Below are 1,197 nucleotides of genomic sequence, written 5' to 3'. Positions count from 1 at the left end.
TATTCTCTGCAATCGGAGCGGTTTCCCGGCATGGGGCATAACGTTTTGCAGCTTGGCGAAGTGGCGGATTTTGAGGCACTTACTTTCAATTTAGCACTAATGATTATTAGAAATCCTAATGTTCAATTTAGCACTAAACCCGCCATTTTGCCAAACTGTTGTTAGCTGATGTATTTATTTTCGTCCGTTTGTTGTTTTATGTATGAATTAAATTCCGACTTTATTCTAGGCGATACTAAATGTTTTTTCAGTTCTAATGCTTGGTTTCTATTTAATGTTACGTAAAACATATCCATCAACAGAGAATCTTTACATCTAATATCTCCACATTTATCATCTTTATCAACTTTAAGAATTTCATTTAAGGTTATTTCAAATTCGTTTTGTGGTATGTTAATTTTTCCTTGGTTGTTAAAATGAGCTACATATATCCACGCTTTTGCGTCTTGAATTTGTGTTTCTATAATCGGATATTTTTCAAATAAATTATCTAGTTCTGAAAAGTTTATTGTATGTGCAACTTCACGAATCATACTTAATATAGTCGTATTTTCAAAGTATTTTTCATTTGTTAATTCAAATGCTTTATGTATGCCGTATTTTCTTGCGTAACCTGCTAATAAATTACTTTTGTAACTTTCTATTCCATATCTTGGAAACCTACCAAGTTTTGAAAGTTTTGTTTTCTTTTTAAATTCTTCAACATTTCCAACAGATGCATAATAGTTTAAAAAATGTCTATGTGCAACATATTGACTTGAACCGCTGTCTCCATTAGGTAATTCAGAAGTGATTTGTTCGGCTATATCAATTTTATTTTGCTCAATTGCTAACTTAACTAGATTAATCTTATTCCAATTTCGAGTAGAATTATTTTCAATTTTGTTAAGATAATCGTTTGCAAGTTCGAGTTCTAGATTATTCTTTTCAATAAAAGTTAAAACAATGCCATCAAGATTGTAAAATTTGTTGTAGTAATTTGGGTGTTCACGTTCTAAATTTCTTTTCAATTCATCTTGATTGTAAACCAATAAAAATGCTTTTCTAACGTCATCGTTAAAATTAAATTCATAATTTGAAATTTCTTCAGTTGAATTTATTGTATTTACTATAAATTCGAGTTTCTCTACTGCAGTCATAATATATCAGCTAACGGTTTGCCGCTTGCCGCAGTGGGGGATTTCGGAGCTCTTCACT

The 1,197-nt window shown here is 30.7% G+C and carries 1 protein-coding gene; it reads right to left on the bottom strand.

Going from position 1 to position 1,197, the window contains the following annotated elements; genetic code table 11:
• Window positions 1–161: 161 nt before the first annotated feature.
• A complete protein-coding gene (locus tag CHU92_RS00165) occupies window positions 162–1,139 on the bottom strand; it encodes a hypothetical protein (RefSeq protein WP_094411411.1) in 978 nt (325 codons plus the stop codon).
• Window positions 1,140–1,197: the final 58 nt, after the last annotated feature.

Origin of the sequence: Flavobacterium cyanobacteriorum (assembly GCF_002251835.1) — a bacterium.
Lineage (GTDB): Bacteria > Bacteroidota > Bacteroidia > Flavobacteriales > Flavobacteriaceae > Flavobacterium > Flavobacterium cyanobacteriorum.
The sequence above is the reverse complement of the archived record's forward strand: the minus strand, read 5'-3'. Positions and strand labels throughout refer to the sequence as shown.

What these genes read in the sequence shown, in the direction of transcription:
- CHU92_RS00165 (WP_094411411.1), bottom strand. Translation starts at nt 1,139, where the DNA reads ATGACTGCAGTAGAGAAACTCGAATTTATAGTAAATACAATAAATTCA.